Genomic DNA, 17,157 nt, shown 5'->3' on the forward strand with positions numbered 1-17,157 from the left:
AGGTTGAAGACACCCCGCACGACTCAACCGTGCGGGGCGCACGCTACTGCTTCAGGTATTTCTCGGTGAGCTTGTCTATGGACCAGGAGTCCGGGCTCTGGCTCGGTGGATATGTTTCGAATGTCTGCAGGTACATGGTTGTAGACGCGGTGCCCATGTAGACCCATGCCGCTTTGTCGATCATCCAGTCCCAATAGCTGTTGGAGTTGTGATCAGCACGCTCAAACGGATCGCGACGCAAGTTGAAGATCTTCGGCAGACGCAGGGTCACAAACGGCTCTGCCCACAGCGCCATGGTCTGCGCACGATTCTCCGCGTACACGACCTTCCAGTCCCCGATGCGAACGCAAACGGGCATAGCCCCGTCGTTGTGATAGATAAATTCGCGACGAGGGCCCTTGTCTGCCTGTCCGGTCAGGTACGGCACAAAGTTGTAGCCATCCAGGTGCAGTTTTGAGCTCTTACTGCCAACACGTTTACCCTTGAGCAGGTCCTGCTTCAGGTTTGCATCACCGGCGGCTGCAACCAACGTGGGCATCCAGTCCAGGTGTGACATGATTTCATTGGAAACCTGCCCCGGGGCGATCTTACCCGGCCAGCGAACGACGGCAGGAACCCGGTAGGCCCCCTCCCAGTTGGAGTTTTTCTCGCTACGAAAAGGCGTAATACCCGCGTCTGGCCAGGTGTTGAAGTGCACGCCGTTATCGGTGGAATAAAAAACGATGGTGTTGTCGGCAACCTTCAAGTCGTCCAACTGGTCCAGCAACATGCCAACCAGTTCATCGTGAGCGACCATGACATCATTGTAGAAATCCTGCCCTGACTTGCCCAGGTGCTTCGCCGCCGGATGAGTGCGGAAGTGCATCCCCGTAGTATTGACCCAGACGAAAAACGGCTTATTACTTTTCACGGACTTGTCGACAAACTTCATCGCCGCGGTGACGAATTCCTCATCAGCCGTTTCCATGCGCTTGCGCGTGAGCGGGCCGGTATCCTCTACACGTCCGTCAGCGTAGGAGCGAATGACGCCCCGGGGCCCGAACATCTTGCGGAAACGCGGGTCCTGGGGGTAGTCGACGTCCTCCGGTTCCTCTTCCGCATTGAGGTGATAGAGGTTGCCGAAAAACTCATCAAAACCGTGATTGGTCGGCAGGTGTTTGTCTTTGTCGCCAAGGTGGTTCTTGCCAAACTGCCCGGTAGCGTATCCCTGTGTCTTCAGCACTTCGGCGATGGTGATATCCCGGTCCTGGATACCCATTTCGGCGCCGGGAAGCCCCACTTTGGAGAGGCCCGTACGCAGGGGAGACTGACCGGTGATGAAGCTGGAGCGGCCAGCGGTACAGCTCTGATCACCATAATAATCGGTAAAGCGCATACCCTCGTTAGCGATACGATCTATATTGGGCGTGCGGTAACCCATAATGCCGTCGCTGTAGGCGCTGATATTGGTAATGCCAATATCATCACCCCAAATTACCAGAATATTGGGTTTGTCCGCCGCGGCAGCGAATGGCGCTACGCCGCAGGAAACAGCCAGGCCTGCTGCGGCCAGCAGTGCTTTTAATTTCATATCAAGATCCTCGTTATTGAATTATTAGCGATACCGTTAGATTAGCAAAATGATCGCCCGCCAGCGCTACGCATTCAGGCGTCGTCCGCAGGCTTGCTCTGCTCAAAAGCCGCCAGTTGCTCAGCGGTCGCCTCTTTCTGGTATTGCGCCTTCCAATCCGCATAGGGCATACCGTAAATGCGCTCGCGTGCCTGATCGTAGTCGACCTCAACGCCCTGCTCCGCCGCCGCCGCCATATACCACTTGGACAAGCAGTTGCGGCAGAAGCCTGCCAGGTTCATCAGCTCAATATTCTGCACGTCCTTTCGGCTATCGAGGTGTGCCAGCAGCCTGCGCAATACGGCCGCTTCTATGTTGTCATTTTCTGCCATGGTTACAACTCCCTGGTTTGAGGTTCTGCGAAGAAGAGGTGGGGCTTAAGACCCGGGTCATTCTGCCCCGATATCATCTGTTTGGTCTTGCGGCTGCAGCAGCTGGTACAAGCGCTCACCCTGCCCCGGGTAGCGCCAACGCACCTTGTCGAAATCAGTAAAATCCAACCAATAACCGCGCTTTACTTCCAGCACATCGGCTTCGATGCTTCCAGACTGCGCATGGATCTCACAGAAGTAAAGATGGAACCCGGTATCAAATACTGCGACCAGCTCCCGCGGAATGAGGTCCAGGCCAGTTTCCTCATAGGTTTCCCTATGCGCCGCACATTGCGCTGACTCACCGTCCCTGGCCTTGCCTCCTGGCGGGGTGACGCCGCCGGTTCGCGAGCCGACAACCAGCATCTTGCCATGCACAACGGCGAGACACCCGGCAGAGGCTGCATAGTCCGGCTCACCCTGATAGGGGCATGGCGGTGTCGCCGCCGAAGCGCAGGCACTGAGCAGAAAAATAATTAAAAGCAGCGGTCGCAGGGCCACAATCAGTATTCCAGGGCAACCCGCTCGGGGCCCAACTCATCGCGCAATGCCTGCAACAACTCGTCACTGGGCACTACCCGCCAGCGTTCGCCAAAGTCGATCCGCGCACGATTGTTGGGCTGCAGGTAGACCATGGAAACGGGACAGCGGCCTCCACCCGCATCGATGAGGATGCGCTCAAGTTGCTCAGCGAACCGCTCATCTACATTGTCACCGCTGACCTGCAGAGTCAGTCTGGAGGCGTAGCTCTGGCGCGCCTCGTCGATGCTGCGCACGCTGCTGGCACGCACCACGGGTTTGCCACTGCGGTCATCCTGCTGGACCCGCCCCTCTACAATAACGATGGTGTCCTTCACCAGCAATTCACGGTATTGGCCGTACACCTCGGAAAACAGCGTCACCTCTATCTGTGCGCTACTGTCGTCAAGCGTTAACACCGCCATGGTGCCTCGCTGTGTATTCATCGTGCGCGTGGACATGATCAGCCCGGCAACCACCTGGTTACCCTTCTTGTCTGCGCGCACGTCAACAATGCGATTGGGCGCAAAACGGCCAATCTCCGTCTTATACTCATCGATGGGGTGGCCGGTGATATACAGGCCCAGTGTGTCGCGCTCGCCACCCAGCCGCTCTTTGTCAGTCCAGGGGCGCACACGCCGGAAGTCAGCATAGACGTCATCGACACCATTCCCCTGGCTGGGTACCACCTCTCCAAACAGGTCTTCGATTCCCGCATCGCGATTACTGGCGCTCTGCTCCGCGGCCTTCAGCGCGTCCTCCATGCTGGCCATCAGCACCCAGCGGTCTTCACCTAAGGAGTCCAGGGCCCCGGAACGGATAAGCGCCTCGATAGCCTTGCGGTTAACCTTCCGTGGATCGGTGCGCGCACAGAAATCGAACAAGTCGACAAAGGGGCCTTCTTCCTCACGGGTCTTAAGGATAATTTCGATGGGGCCCTCACCCAGACCCTTGATTGCGCCCAGCCCGTAGATGATTTCATTGCTGGCATTCACCGTGAACATGTACTGCCCTTCATTCACGTCGGGTAGCTTGAGTGACAGCTTCATGCGCTTGCACTCATCCACGAACACCACGATCTTGTCGGTGTTATCCAGTTCCGAACTCATCACCGCAGCCATAAACTGAGCAGGATAATGCGTCTTCAACCAGCAGGTCTGGTAAGAGACAAGCGCATAAGCTGCAGAGTGCGATTTGTTAAAACCGTAGCCCGCGAACTTCTCCACCAGGTCGAATATCTTGATCGCCAGCTCGCCATCGACGCCCTTGGACCTGGCGCCGTCCTCGAAAACAGCACGCTGCTTGGCCATCTCCTCAGGCTTCTTTTTACCCATGGCGCGACGCAACATGTCGGCGCCGCCCAGCGTATAACCAGCCAGCTCCTGGGCGATCTGCATCACCTGTTCCTGGTAGAGGATGATGCCGTAGGTCGGTTCCAGGATAGGCTTGAGTGACTCATGCTGCCACTTGATGTCAGGGTAGGACAGCTCCTCGCGGCCATGCTTTCGGTTGATGAAGTTGTCCACCATGCCCGATTGCAGCGGACCGGGGCGGAACAATGCCACCAGCGCGACGATGTCTTCGAAGCAATCAGGCTGCAAGCGCTCAATGAGGTCCTTCATCCCGCTGGATTCCAGCTGAAAGACGGCAGTTGTTTTCGCCGACTTCAACAGGTTGAAAGATGCGGGGTCATCCAGGGGAATCTGCATGATATCCAGCGCGGCTTCGCCGCGGCTGCTGCGCGCCGCGTTGATCATCTTCACTGCCCAGTCGATGATGGTCAGTGTACGCAGGCCCAGGAAATCAAACTTGACCAGCCCGGCGTCTTCCACATCACCCTTGTCGTACTGGGTCACCAGGCCGGAACCGGTTTCGTCACAGTACAGCGGCGAAAAGTCAGTGAGCTTCGAAGGCGCTATCACCACACCACCCGCGTGCTTACCCACACCACGGGTAATACCCTCAAGCTGCACCGCCATGTCCCAGATCTCCTGGGCCTGGGGGTCTTCTGCAAGAAACTCGCGCAAGGCTTCTTCCTGCTCCAATGCCTTTTCCAGGGTCATGCCAACTTCAAAAGGAATCAGCTTGGAGAGCTTGTCGGCAAGACCATAGGATTTGCCCTGCACCCGGGCTACATCACGCACCACGGCCTTGGCCGCCATGGTACCGAAAGTGATAATCTGTGAAACCGCCTCACGGCCGTAGGTATCGGCTACATAGTCGATAACCTGATCGCGCTTCTCCATACAGAAGTCGACGTCGAAGTCAGGCATTGAGACCCGCTCGGGATTGAGAAAACGCTCGAACAGGAGGTCATACTCAATAGGATCCAGGTCAGTAATTTCCAGGGCATAGGCAACCAGCGAACCGGCGCCGGAGCCCCGTCCAGGGCCCACCGGGATGTCATGCTGCTTGGCCCAGCGAATAAAATCCATAACGATGAGGAAATAGCCCGGGAAGCCCATCTGGATAATCGTTTCCAACTCAAAGTCCAGGCGCTCTCGATATTCCGTCTGCTTCGCGGGAAAGTCTGGGGCAGTGCTGTCGAATAACGCCTGCAGGCGCATATCCAGTCCCTGGTGGGAGAGTTGGCGAAAATACTCGTCCATGGTCATGCCTTCCGGCACCGGGTAGTCCGGCAGGTAGGGCTTGCCCAGTTCGAGAATAACGCTACAGCGGCGGGCGATCTGCACTGAATTGGCCAGTGCCTCAGGGATATCGGCAAACAGCTCAGCCATCTCCTGGGGCGTACGCAGATATTGTTGCTCGGTATAAGTCCGTGCACGACGAGGATCATCCAGCGTACGGCCCTCGCCTATGCAAACCCTCGCCTCATGGGCTTCGAACTCGGATGCATCAAGAAAACGAACGTCGTTGGTTGCCACCACCGGGCACTGCAATTGCGCTGCCAGTTGCACAGCACCATGCAGGTGGGTCTCATCCCCTTCCCTGCCAGTGCGATGCAGTTCCAGGTAATAGCGCTGCGGGTAGACTTTCATCCAGTAGCTCGCCCGCTCCCGGGCCAGTTCCAGCTTACCGCCGACCAGGGCCTGGCCGACATCTCCCTGCGCCCCTGCAGACAGGGCGATCACCCCTTCCGAGCACTCTTCCAGCCAGGTTTTGTGGACATGTGGTATCCCCAGATATTGTCCATCGGCCCAGGATCGACTGATCAGCAGGGTAAGGTTGTGATACCCCGCCTGGTTCATGGCCAGCAGGCACATGGGATAGGACTTTTCCGGGTCATCCGACTCCATGACCCGCAGGTCCGTGCCGAAAATCGGCTGAACGCCAGCGCTGAACGCGCTCTTGTAGGCTTTTATCAACCCATAGAAGTTACTGACATCGGTTACGGCAACGGCGGGCATGCCGAGTTCCGCAACACGGCTCATCAGCGGCTTTAGACGGACCAGTCCGTCGACGATGGAATACTCAGAGTGCAGGCGAAGGTGTACAAAATCGGTCATTCGCAGAGTGTACTCCGCTTCTCACGCGCGGGCAGCAACCATAGGAAAATTTTCCTGGACGTCCCTGGCCCCGGGGCGAGGCGCTGACTATTTAACGATCTTGAGGGAGGGGCGACCTTCCGGTTTGGATGGCTCCGGCGGGGTATCATCGGGTGGAGTGGACTCAGGCTCATCTTCCGGTTCGAACACCATGCCCTGCCCATTTTCCCGGGCATAGATACCGATGACCGCCTTCACCGGGACAAAGATATCAGTGGCCACGCCCCCGAAACGGCCATTGAATGCCACTGATTCATTGGCGATATTGAGATCCATCACCGCTGTGGGTGAGATATTGAGGACGATCTGACCGTCTTTGACGTACTGCTCCGGGACGGATACATGCTCCAGCGTGGCATCAACCAGGATATAGGGCGTACAGCCGTTATCCACGATCCACTCATAGAGTGCTCGCATGATATAGGGACGACTCGGGGTCATAGACATCCGTAAAAAACTACCGGGATGCGTTCGCTCAGGAACGCAACTCCCGCTCCTGCTCGGACAAGCTTTCCTGAAATGACTCCCGTGCAAACAGTTCGTCCATGTAAGTGAGCAGGGGCTTGGTTTGCTTGGAAGAGCGAATGTCTACGCCGAGTGAGGGCAACCGCCAGAGAATAGGCGCGATACAACAATCCACCAGGGTGAACTCCTCGCTCATAAAGTAAGGCTTTTCGGCGAAAATAGGGGCAATACCGGTAATACTGTCTTTGAGTTCCTTGGTTGCTTTCTTCATCACGTTATCACTGCGCGTGGTCAGGATGGAGTCCACCAGCGCACACCAGTCCTTTTCGATGCGATGAATCAGCAAGCGGCTTTCTGCGCGCGCCACCGGGTAAACCGGCAATAGCGGAGGATGCGGGAAGCGCTCGTCGAGGTACTCCATCATGACCTTGGACTCATAGAGAACCAGGTCGCGATCCACCAGCGTCGGAAGACTGTTATAGGGATTGAGCTCTGACAGTTCCGCGGGGGGATGTGCGGAGTCTGTCTCAATCATGTCTACGGTGACACCTTTTTCGGCCAGAACAATGCGCACGCGGTGACTGTAGTGACTGGTGGGATCAGAGAAGAAAGTCATTGAAGACCGCTTTGCCACAACACCCATGGGGATTCCTCAGTTGGTTCTTTTTAAAATAAAAAATGCAGCGTGACATATGCCACGCTGCCACATTTGATTAACGCAGATCAGTGTACGTCTTTCCAGTACTCACGATTGAGCAACCAGGCAAAGACGAAGAACAATACGATGAAGAGCAAGACAAAAATACCGGTGCGCTGCCGCTCGGCCGCCATCGGCTCTGCAGTATACGCCAGGAAGTTAACCAGGTCGTACATCGCGGAATCGAACTCCTCGGGGCTCATGCTGCCTTCTTCGGTGACACTGAACTGACCACAGGGGTCATCCAGGATATCTTCCCCGGTGAGCGGGTCACGCTTTACACCGCCATTGCCGGCCTTCACCGGCCCCATAGCGCACTCCTGCATGCCCTGTAATTCCAGCATGACATGAGGCATACCCACGTCCTTGAACACACGGTTGTTCACGCCATAGGGACGACTGTCGTCCTTGTAAAAAGTGCGCAGGTAGGTATATAGCCAGTCGGGCTGGCGAGCACGGGAGACCAGGGTGAGGTCGGGAGGAGCCGCCCCGAACCAGACCTTCGCGGTGCGGTCGTCCATGGCATTCTCCATCAACGACCCGATTTTCACGTTGGGATCAAAAATCAGGTTCGCTTCCATCAGGTCATCCGGAATGCCAAGGTCAGCCGCCACTCGATTGTAGCGAGAATACTGCAGCGAGTGACAACCCATGCAGTAATTCATGTATAGCTTGGCGCCATTCTGCAGAGAAGCCTTGTTGGCCGGGTCGGCGACAAACTCATCGCAATCAATCGCGCCACAGGCATGGGCTGACTCTGCGCCTACCGCCTTTAACGGCAGGATAGTCAGCGCCAGGATCAGGGCAAGACCACCCATGCTGCCCCAGAAGCCGATACCACCGTCGGTGGTGACCCGCTCGGGTACAGGCTTGGTCTTGTCCAGGGCGGACCATACGGGCATGAACAGGAAGAAAGCAAAGTAGAACACCGAGCAGATCTGCGCCAGGAAGGTGCGCTCTGGCGTAGGCGCTTTCACACCCAATACACCCAGGATCAGGAAGCTGGCCACGAACAGCACCAGCATGATCTTGGTGATGTTGCCACGGTAGCGCCAGGAGTTGACCGGGCTGCGGTCCAGCCATGGCAGCAGGAACGGGATGGCCACAGAAGCGGCAAAGGCGATAAAGCCCCAGAACTTGTCCGGCACGGCTCGCAGAACCGAATAGAAAGGAGTGAAGTACCAAACCGGTGCAATATGCTCGGGGGTCTTCAACGGGTTCGCCTCTTCAAAGTTGGCGTACTCCAAGAAGTACCCACCCATTTCTGGAAGGAAGAAGATCACGCCACAAAAGACGAACAGGAATACCGCAATTGCCTGCAGGTCGTGCACTGTGTAATAAGGATGGAAGGCAATACCATCCAGGGGCACGCCATCGGGACCCTTGTGCTTCTTGATTTCCACGCCATCAGGGTTGTTGGAGCCGACCTCATGCAGTGCCAGCAGGTGCAGTACGACCAGTGCCAGCAGGACAATTGGCAGCGCCACCACGTGTAGTGCAAAGAAACGGTTCAGGGTTATCCCGGAAATCAGGTAATCGCCACGAATCCAGGTAACAATATCTTCTCCGACGACAGGGATCGCACCAAACAGCGAGATAATCACCTGTGCACCCCAGTAGGACATCTGCCCCCAGGGCAGCACGTAGCCCACGAACGCCTCAGCCATCAGTACCACAAAGATCAACATACCGAAGATCCAGATGAGCTCTCGAGGCTTTTTGTAGGAGCCGTAGAGCATGGCACGGAACATGTGCAGATAGACTACAACGAAGAACGCCGACGCCCCGGTAGAGTGCATATAGCGCAGCAACCAACCGTAATCCACGTCACGCATGATGTATTCGACGGACGCAAAGGCTTCCTCTGCACTCGGTGTGTAATTCATCGTCAGCCAGATGCCGGTGAGCAACTGGTTGACCAGTACCAACAGTGACAACACACCGAAGAAGTACCAGAAGTTGAAGTTCTTGGGCGCGTAGTACTGGCCCATGTGGGTGTTCCAGGCACGCATAATAGGCAGACGATCATCAACCCAGTCGCGCAAACCAATAAGCATATTGTTCATCAAGCAGCCTCCGCATCCACGCCGATAACCAGGACATTGTCACCCTCAAAAGAATAAGGGGGGACCACCAGGTTGGTAGAAGCCGGTACGCCGGAATAGACGCGACCGGATAGATCAAATTTAGAACCGTGGCAGGGGCAGAAGAAGCCGCCCAGCCATGCATCGCCGCCGAGGTCGGCAGCGCCGACTTCTGGACGGAACTTCGGTGCGCAGCCCAGGTGTGTGCACAAACCCACGACCACGAGTAGCTCCGGGCGCAGGGAGCGTGCAATCCCGGTAATGTAATCGGGTTGTTCAGAAATAGCTGACTCAGGGTCCTTGAGGCTGCCGTCCAGTTTAGGCAGATCCTCCAGCTGGGCCTCGGTGCGGTGCATCACATACACGGGCTGACCACGCCACTCCACGACCACCATCTGCCCGGGTTCGAGCTTACTGACATCCGCCTTGACGGGTGCGCCCGCCGCCTTGGCCTTGGCCGATGGGTTCCAGGAACCCAGGAAGGGCACCGCCACGCCAACCACGCCGGCCACGCCCACCACACTGGTGGCAGCAGTCAGGAACTTTCGCCTGCCGGAATTTACGCCATCGCTACTCATGCTTTTCTCCCCTAGGACTGAGGCGGGTGGACGCGAGGGATATCGCCCCGGAATCCGCCTCCAACAAAATGGGGCAAATTCTAGTGATTTTACACTCTCGTGACAAGGTAAACGCCTTGTTTTAAAAGCGTTTTGCTTGAGAATTTGCGTTGAATCAACTCTGTATCACTGACCGGCACCGGCCCATATTTGGGGCAGAGCCATGCCAACCAGACAAGCAAAAAAAACGTCCGCCCACAGTGATGGGCAGACGCTTGATTCGATATTCGGCTGCCCCAACAGGCGGGGCCACAGTCTGCTTAACGCTTGGAGAACTGAGGACGCTTACGCGCCTTGCGCAGACCGACCTTCTTCCGCTCTACCTCACGGGCGTCACGGGTAACGTAGCCAGCGCCGCGCAGGGCACCACGCAGTGACTCGTCATACTCCATGAGCGCGCGCGTAATGCCGTGGCGAATCGCACCGGCCTGGCCGAAGCTGCCACCGCCTGCTACCGTTACGTTAACATCGAATTTATCATTCAATTCAACGAGTTCCAGAGGCTGACGAACAATCATACGAGCGACTTCACGACCAAAATACTGGTCGATGGGGCGCTTGTTGATGGTGATAGTGCCCTGGCCGTTTTGCAGGAAAACGCGAGCGGTAGACGTCTTGCGACGGCCGGTTCCGTAATATTGGGTAGCTGACATAGATACTATCCGTTAGATATTCAGTACTTGGGGCTGCTGTGCCGCGTGCGGATGTTCAGTACCCGCATACACTTTCAGCTTCTTGAACATGGCGCGGCCCAGCGGGTTACGCGGCAACATGCCCTTCACAGCACCCTGAAGAACCCGTTCAGGCGCCTTGTCGATCAACTTCTCGAAGGAGATTGACTTCAGGCCGCCGGGATATCCGGTGTGGCTGTGATAAATCTTGTCGGTAGCCTTGGCTCCGGTCACACGCACTTTCTCGGCATTGATCACTACAATGTAGTCACCCGTGTCCACGTGAGGTGTGTACTCGGCTTTGTGCTTGCCGCGCAGGCGCAGCGCAATTTCACTGGCCAGGCGCCCCAGGGTCTTGTCAGAAGCGTCAACCACGAACCAGTCGCGGGACACGTCTTCTGCTTTGGCACTGTAAGTTTTCATGAGAATAATAGCCTCTTGGAGGGCTCCAATTTCGAGAGCGCGAATACTACTGCGTACACCACCCCTTTTCAAGGCGGAAAACGAATAAATTTCGTTACTTACCGCCGGGGGCCCGGTGCCACTGGATAGGTATTATTCACGCATTGTCAATCTGCTGCGCAGGATACCTTTTTTGCCCATGAAACCGCACCCGCACACAGCCGCCCGACACTTTCCTAGGGGCGATGCTCACGCGCCAGATATTCATGAGATTGCATCTCCTGCAGCCGGGACTGGGTGCGCTGAAACTCGAACTCCAGACTACCGCCGGCATAGAGCTCAAGCAGCGGCTTCTGCGCGGCCATCACCAGCTTTACATTGCGGTCATAGAACTCGTCCACCAGGTTAATAAATCGTCGCGCCTGGTCATTCAGGTCAGGATTGAATTCAGGCACGCCAGAAAGCAGCACTGCGTGAAAAATTCGTGCCAGTTCGATGTAGTCATTCTGCGACCGGGGCCCGTCGCAGAGCTCGTCAAAGTCAAACCAGGCCACGTCCTCCGCCAGGCAGCGTACTGTCAGATAACGCCCATTGATCTGGATACGCTCCCAGTGTTTGCCCGGCTCTACCGCCAGCGCATCGAAACTGGCGCGCAAGCTGGTATCGGCGGCCTTATCCAGCGGGTAATGGTATAACTCGGCCTGCTGCAGTGTACGCAGCCGATAGTCGACTCCGGCATCCACATTGACCACATCTGTATACTTTTTGACCAACTCAATCGCGGGTAAAAAGCGCTGGCGCTGCAGGCCATTCTCATAGAGTTTGTCGGGAACGATGTTGGAAGTGGCTACCAGCGTTACGCCGCGGGCAAACAGAGCCTCCATCAACCCACCGAGAATCATGGCATCACCGATATCAGTGACGAAGAATTCGTCAAAGCAGACCACAATAGCCTCTTCGGCAAGACGGTCAGCAACGGTTTCCAGCGGGTTCTTGACGCCCTCAAGCTCGGTGAGTTCGCCATGGACTCGCTGCATGAAACGATGGAAATGCACACGCAGCTTGCGCTCAAACGGCAGACAGTCAAAAAACGTGTCCATCAGATAAGTCTTGCCTCGCCCTACGCCACCCCACAGGTAGAGCCCTGTCTCGGGTATGGGGTCTTGCTTGCGCAACTTGCCCAGTAGTGCGGACAGGCCTGTTTCACCCGCATCCTGGCGCGCCAGCAGGCGCTGGTGCAGGTCATCCAACAGGCGCACAGCCGCTTCCTGTGCGGGGTCATGCGAAAAGCCTTCCCGTCGCAAATCTGCCTGATAACGCTGCCAGGGTGTAGTCATGGAACTATTAAACGGATTTCGGGCGGCACACTGTACCGGCAGCCCAGCGCTAAGGCAACGCCACCAAGGTATTGTGCTCAAAACCTATGGACACTGCGCAAGACGCGCTATACTGCGCGGCGACGCCAGAACTGCCAAGAGGAAGACTTCGTGTACAGCTTGACCATCGTTATCGTCGGCGCTGCGGCCGGACTTATAATCGGCCTGGGCCTGGGACTGCTGCTGGGCCAGCGGAGCTCGCCTGCCGGTCAAAAGCACCGTGAAGTGGAGCGCAAGCTCGACCAGGTGCTGCAGGACAAAAAAGCCTATGAAGACGAAGTCGTAGAGCACTTTTCAGACACAGCGCGCCTGCTGAACACGCTCACTGACAGCTATCGCGACGTCCACAATCACCTCGCCCGCGGCGCGGAAAACCTCTGCCAGGGCAACGGCCCCGTGGCCATCGGCGAGGATCCGACCCGGCGCGATCCGGCGGAGATCCCCGATAACCTCGCCAATATTCAGCCGCCACTGGATTATGCGCCGAAAACCTCACCCGATGAAAAGGGCATGCTTAACGAGGAGTTCGGGATAGACAAGAAGGCCGTCGATACGCTCAGGGAAGAGGCCGCCAAAGCCTGATCAGACCGGGTTGTCGCTGTCAAAAAAGCAATGCTCCAGCGGAAACTGCCCAGCCAGCGCCTCCCCGACTGCCTGCACCCCATACCGCTCTGTGGCATGGTGCCCCGCTGCAATAAACGCAATGCCCTCCTCCCTGGCAGTATGCACCGTCGGTTCCGAAACCTCCCCGGTGACGAAGACATCGGCGCCAGCCGTCACCGCAGCACCGATATAGGACTGCGCAGCGCCCGTGCACCAGGCCACCCGCTTCACCCTGCGCTCCGGCTCCCCGATCAGCAGCGGCCGCCTTGCCGTCAGCGACTGCAGCAAGTCTCTCAGCTCTCCCGCAGTAGTCGACAGCGTACCCACAGTGCCAACTGAAGCCGGCTCCTGAGGCTGCAGGGGCCGGGAATCGCTAACACCCATCAGCTGGCCCAGGCGGGCGTTGTTGCCCAGCACGGGGTGGGCGTCCAGCGGCAAGTGGTAGGCAATCAAACTGACGTCGTTGGCAAGCAACGCCGCCAGGCGTCTCCGCTTCATCCCCACCACTGGCTCCGCCTCTCCCTTCCAGAAGTACCCGTGGTGCACCAGGATGGCGTCTGCTCCCCAGGCTATGGCCTGGTCCAGCACATCCTGGTTGGCCGTCACCCCGGTCGCCAGCCGCCGGACCTGGGACCGTCCCTCTACCTGCAGACCATTTGGACAGTAATCGTGAAAACGCTCCGGCTGCAGTGTCTCCTGTAACCAGTCCAGCAGGGTGAAAAGGGATATACTCATACGCGCTATTTCCTGTTCGCGGCAACTCCGCTTCATATACAATGCCAGCATAACAGTACAACGGACCAGCACAGCGAGACCTTACTCTAACCCGGGACAGGACTCACCTACATCTATGAAAGAAGGCCTCAAGTTCATTACCTGGCCGGCTATTGCCGGACTGCTCGCCGCCCTGCTGATCCTCGACCGCTGGGTACTTCCTGGAAGCGACGGCAACGGCGCAGAAGCGAAAGCACCCCAGACTTTTGCTCCCGCAGTAAGCAAGGCCACACCCGCCGTGGTCAATGTCTATATCGCCAAGCTGGTGAAAACCGCCAATCCGCTTTTACAGGACCGCCTGGCCCTCGCCCAACGCATGCCGCAACAACGCATTGAACGCTCCCTGGGCTCCGGCGTCATCATGACCGATGCGGGGCATATCCTGACCAATCACCATGTCATAGCAGGTGCCGATGCCATTCAGGTGCTGTTGCATGACGGACGTTCGGCCAGCGCGATAGTGGTGGGCTCTGACATCGCCACCGATCTGGCGGTGCTCAGAATCAACCTGCCGGGCCTGACCCCGATAGAACTGGCCGACTCGAATGAATTGAGCGTGGGTGATGTTGTACTGGCGATCGGCAACCCCCTTGGCTTTGGGCATACCGTCACCCAGGGCATCGTCTCTGCATTAGGGCGCTACGGCTTGCAGCTGGGCGCTTACGAAGATTACATCCAGACCGACGCCATTATTCACCAGGGCAACTCTGGTGGTGCGCTCATCGACACCCGTGGCAAGTTGCTGGGCATCAACACACTTATCTACACATCCAGCAGCCAGGCCGGCGCTGCAGCTACAGGTATCGGCATAAGCCTCGCTATACCGATAAACCTGGCCACTTACATCATGCGTGACCTGATCGAGTATGGGGAAGTGATTCGTGGTTGGCTGGGCGTCAGCGTGGAGCCTATTCGCCTTACTAATGGAGGCCAGCAACAGGCACTGGTCGTTGTCGCCATCTCAGAGAGAAGTCCGGCGCTGCGAGCGGGGGTGATGCCGGGAGACATTATCACGCACATTGATGGCGAGCCGGTAATTGACGGACGCCAGACCATGCTCCAGATCGCCCAGTTGCGCCCCGGTGACGCAATTGCGGTCACGGTACAGCGTGGCCAGCAGAGTCTGGAACTGCGCGCCGTGGTCGGCGTGCAGGGACAGACCAGCCCCGCCAGCTAGCGCACTTTACAGATTATTCGTCGAGGCGGTACTCGGCACTGCGGGCATGTGCGGTGAGTGACTCACCGCGCGCCAGCACCGAAGCCACTCGACCCAGTTCCTGCACACCTTGCGCACTGCACATGATCACCGAACTCCGCTTCTGGAAGTCGTAGACACCCAGAGGTGAGAAAAAACGGGCACTGCGCGATGTCGGCAACACGTGATTGGGCCCCGCGCAATAGTCTCCCAAAGCCTCCGACGTGTATGCCCCCATGAAAATTGCGCCGGCATGACGCACCGAGGGCAACAGGGCCTCGGGGTCCTGCACAGACAGCTCAAGGTGCTCAGGAGCCAGTTGATTACTGATCTCTACCGCCTCCTGCAGGTCGCGGGTGAGGATCATTGCGCCGCGGCCCTCAAGAGAGGCCCGTATGATAGGCGCACGCTCCATTTCCGGCAGCAACTTCTCGATACTCTGCCCAACACGGTCGAGATACCCGGCGTGGGGGCACAGCAGTATGGACTGGGCATTTTCATCGTGTTCAGCCTGGGAGAACAGGTCCATGGCCACCCAGTCCGGCTCGGTAGTGCCATCGCAGATCACCAGTATTTCCGAGGGGCCGGCGATCATGTCTATGCCCACGCGGCCGAACACCATACGTTTGGCGGTGGCCACATAGATATTGCCGGGGCCGACGATCTTGTCCACCGCTGGCACGGTCTCAGTACCGTAGGCCAGCGCCGCCACCGCCTGCGCGCCCCCCAGTGTGAAGACGCGGTTCACACCCGCTATCGCGGCAGCTGCCAGCACCAGCTCGTTCACTTCACCCCCGGGGGCAGGCACTACCATCACAATCTGCTCGACGCCAGCCACATGCGCAGGAATGGCATTCATCAGCACCGATGACGGGTAGCTGGCCTTACCGCCGGGCACATAGATACCGGCGCTTTCCAGGGCCGTTATCTGCTGTCCCAGCAAATTACCCGCGCTGTCACGGTAGTTCCAGCTATCCTGCAGCTGGTGCTGGTGATACTCACGAATGCGCGCCGCGGCCGTTTCGAGGGCCTCCCTGCTGGCGTCATCGATGGCAAGCAGTGCCTGCTGCAGGCGCTCCTGGCCGATCTCCAGCTCGGCCGCATGACTCAGCTCCAGGCCATCGAAGCGCGCCGTGTACTCCAACAGCGCCTCGTCGCCACGAACAGCTACATCTTCCAGCACCTCACGCACGGTGTCGTTTACAGCGTGATCCAGCTCTTCCTCCCAGGCGGTGAGTTGCTTGAGTTGCAGCTGGAAATCGCCCTGCGCCGAATCGAGCCGCCTCATGTTTGCGCCTCAACCGCAGTGGACAGGTCATCAATTAACGCCTTTATTCCACTGTGATGAGATCGCATGGCGGCCTTGTTGACGATCAACCTGGAACTGACACTGGCAATTTCATCGATCGGCTCCATACCGTTAGCGCGCAGCGTATTGCCCGTATCAACGATATCGACAATAAGATCGGCAAGATCCATCATAGGCGCCAGCTCCATCGCCCCGTAAAGTTTGATGACATCCGCATGCACACCCTTGCGTGCAAAAAAATCCCTTGCGATGTTTACAAACTTGGTTGCCACCCTGATCCGCGCGCCATCCTGCTGCCAGCCAACCGGGCCGGCAGTCATCAAACGACAGCGGGCAATGCCCAGGTCCAGCGGTTCATACAGACCCTCGGCCCCGTGCTCGAGTAAAACGTCCTTACCCACAACACCTACATCTGCAGCGCCGTGACGTACATACGTGGGCACGTCTGTGCCGCGAATAATCACCAGGCGCACGCCCGCTGCGGTGGTATCAAAAATCAGTTTGCGGCTCTTACTCACATCATCCAACGGCGCGATCCCCGCCTGCGCCAGCAACGGCAGCGTTTCCTTTAGGATGCGACCCTTGGTGAGGGCAATCGTTATAGTTTCGCTCATAGGGCTAGGTCTCATTCAATCCACCGGGCGACGGGTAGTCGCAGCCGGCGATGGTAATTATTCCTCGATACGCTGGTAACCACGATCGAAATGATAAACACGTTCGATCAGGGTCTCACCCTGCACCACCGGCCCTGCAAGTGAAGGTTCACAGACAGGCTGCCAATAGCGCAGTTACCCGGGACAGCAACACTCGACCTGCCAACTCGCGTAAGCATGGGGCCCATCAACGGGACCGGCGCGCGCATGCATCCCGAAAACTCGATCATGGTTGTGTGTCATACAGGTGCGACAGCTTAACGGCAACGGCAGGCTCAACGGCCAGCAGCTTGTCCACAACGGAAC

General features: G+C 57.5%; 16 protein-coding genes. 2 read left to right on the plus strand and 14 right to left on the minus strand.

The genetic code is table 11. The features are described 5' to 3' along the window. Window positions 1-43 precede the first annotated feature (43 nt). The 11 genes from C0039_RS05475 to zapE all read right to left on the minus strand — a co-directional run bounded on the left by C0039_RS05475 (window position 44) and on the right by zapE (window position 12,278). Entirely contained in the window at window positions 44-1,570 is a 1,527-nt protein-coding gene (locus C0039_RS05475; protein ID WP_101517497.1) for an arylsulfatase, read from the minus strand. A gap of 74 nt (window positions 1,571-1,644) precedes the next feature. Continuing rightward, window positions 1,645-1,941 (minus strand): DUF1244 domain-containing protein, encoded by a 297-nt coding sequence (locus C0039_RS05480; protein WP_075998575.1) that lies wholly within the window; start codon window positions 1,939-1,941, stop codon window positions 1,645-1,647. 57 nt (window positions 1,942-1,998) lie between these two features. Beyond that, window positions 1,999-2,481: an NUDIX hydrolase gene (locus C0039_RS05485; protein WP_101517498.1), complete on the minus strand. Its 483-nt coding sequence runs from the start codon at window positions 2,479-2,481 to the stop codon at window positions 1,999-2,001. A 2-nt stretch (window positions 2,482-2,483) separates the two neighbouring features. Next, window positions 2,484-5,966 carry a DNA polymerase III subunit alpha gene (gene dnaE / locus C0039_RS05490; RefSeq protein WP_101517499.1) on the minus strand — a complete coding sequence of 1,161 codons (3,483 nt, stop codon included), beginning with the start codon at window positions 5,964-5,966 and terminating at the stop codon, window positions 2,484-2,486. Between the two features lie 87 nt (window positions 5,967-6,053). Beyond that, on the minus strand, window positions 6,054-6,446 hold the full coding sequence (locus tag C0039_RS05495; RefSeq protein WP_075998578.1) for a ClpXP protease specificity-enhancing factor: 393 nt from the start codon (window positions 6,444-6,446) through the stop codon (window positions 6,054-6,056). Window positions 6,447-6,480: 34 nt separating this feature from the next. Further along, complete coding sequence (locus tag C0039_RS05500; protein ID WP_075998579.1) at window positions 6,481-7,113, minus strand: glutathione S-transferase N-terminal domain-containing protein; 633 nt, start codon at window positions 7,111-7,113, stop codon at window positions 6,481-6,483. An 80-nt stretch (window positions 7,114-7,193) separates the two neighbouring features. Next, window positions 7,194-9,233 (minus strand): ubiquinol-cytochrome c reductase, encoded by a 2,040-nt coding sequence (locus tag C0039_RS05505; RefSeq protein ID WP_101517500.1) that lies wholly within the window; start codon window positions 9,231-9,233, stop codon window positions 7,194-7,196. Beyond that, a complete protein-coding gene (petA, locus tag C0039_RS05510) occupies window positions 9,233-9,829 on the minus strand; it encodes a ubiquinol-cytochrome c reductase iron-sulfur subunit (protein ID WP_101517501.1) in 597 nt (198 codons plus the stop codon). Before petA ends, C0039_RS05505 begins: the two co-directional genes overlap by 1 nt. A 299-nt stretch (window positions 9,830-10,128) precedes the next feature. After that, window positions 10,129-10,521 carry a 30S ribosomal protein S9 gene (gene rpsI, locus C0039_RS05515; protein ID WP_075998581.1) on the minus strand — a complete coding sequence of 131 codons (393 nt, stop codon included), beginning with the start codon at window positions 10,519-10,521 and terminating at the stop codon, window positions 10,129-10,131. Window positions 10,522-10,533: 12 nt separating this feature from the next. After that, window positions 10,534-10,962: a 50S ribosomal protein L13 gene (gene rplM / locus C0039_RS05520; RefSeq protein ID WP_075998582.1), complete on the minus strand. Its 429-nt coding sequence runs from the start codon at window positions 10,960-10,962 to the stop codon at window positions 10,534-10,536. Between the two features lie 215 nt (window positions 10,963-11,177). Beyond that, window positions 11,178-12,278, minus strand: a complete 1,101-nt coding sequence (gene zapE, locus C0039_RS05525) for a cell division protein ZapE (protein ID WP_101517502.1) — start codon at window positions 12,276-12,278, stop codon at window positions 11,178-11,180. Between the two features lie 150 nt (window positions 12,279-12,428). On the opposite strand from zapE, the gene C0039_RS05530 reads away from it, so the two are divergent. Then, complete coding sequence (locus C0039_RS05530) at window positions 12,429-12,899, plus strand: Z-ring associated ZapG family protein (RefSeq protein WP_075998584.1); 471 nt, start codon at window positions 12,429-12,431, stop codon at window positions 12,897-12,899. Here the strand turns inward: C0039_RS05530 and C0039_RS05535 are convergent, their stop codons facing one another. Then, complete coding sequence (locus C0039_RS05535) at window positions 12,900-13,655, minus strand: Nif3-like dinuclear metal center hexameric protein (protein WP_101517503.1); 756 nt, start codon at window positions 13,653-13,655, stop codon at window positions 12,900-12,902. 115 nt (window positions 13,656-13,770) lie between these two features. Here C0039_RS05535 and C0039_RS05540 point away from each other — a divergent pair, with 115 nt between their 5' ends. Next, complete coding sequence (locus tag C0039_RS05540; protein ID WP_075998586.1) at window positions 13,771-14,871, plus strand: S1C family serine protease; 1,101 nt, start codon at window positions 13,771-13,773, stop codon at window positions 14,869-14,871. Between the two features lie 13 nt (window positions 14,872-14,884). On the opposite strand, the gene hisD is transcribed toward C0039_RS05540, so the two are convergent. Both hisD and hisG read right to left on the minus strand, forming a co-directional pair. Continuing rightward, window positions 14,885-16,177 carry a histidinol dehydrogenase gene (gene hisD / locus C0039_RS05545; RefSeq protein WP_075998587.1) on the minus strand — a complete coding sequence of 431 codons (1,293 nt, stop codon included), beginning with the start codon at window positions 16,175-16,177 and terminating at the stop codon, window positions 14,885-14,887. Further along, complete coding sequence (gene hisG / locus C0039_RS05550) at window positions 16,174-16,812, minus strand: ATP phosphoribosyltransferase (RefSeq protein WP_075998588.1); 639 nt, start codon at window positions 16,810-16,812, stop codon at window positions 16,174-16,176. The genes hisD and hisG overlap by 4 nt, the downstream gene beginning before the upstream one ends. Window positions 16,813-17,157: the final 345 nt, after the last annotated feature.

The sequence above is a fragment of the Pseudohalioglobus lutimaris genome (genome assembly GCF_002866825.1).
GTDB classification, from domain to species: domain Bacteria; phylum Pseudomonadota; class Gammaproteobacteria; order Pseudomonadales; family Halieaceae; genus Halioglobus; species Halioglobus lutimaris.